1 protein-coding gene is annotated in these 233 nt (G+C 53.2%); it reads left to right on the top strand.

What is annotated here, in order from left to right; genetic code table 11:
• Nucleotides 1-233 (top strand): YaaA family protein (locus tag ACTHS4_RS12675; RefSeq protein WP_440366064.1); only part of this gene is annotated, 233 nt, incomplete at both ends.

Genomic DNA, 233 nt, shown 5'->3' with positions numbered 1-233 from the left:
ATCGACTACCTGCAACAACACGTCCGCCTGCTCTCCGGCCTATACGGCGTACTGCGCCCGCTCGACTTGATGCAACCCTACCGCTTGGAAATGGGCACAGCCTTTGCCAACTCGCGCGGCAAAAACCTCTACGAATTTTGGGGTGATAAAATCACCGACCTGCTCAACCAAACGCTGAAGCAGGCCAGCAGCGATGTCTTAATCAACCTCGCCTCACAAGAATATTTCAAATC

Origin of the sequence: Neisseria sp. P0014.S009 (assembly GCF_051958155.1) — a bacterium.
In the GTDB taxonomy this organism is placed as follows: Bacteria; Pseudomonadota; Gammaproteobacteria; order Burkholderiales; family Neisseriaceae; genus Neisseria; species Neisseria flavescens_C.
Note: the sequence above shows the minus strand (reverse complement) of the source record. Positions and strands in the feature narration are given on the sequence as shown.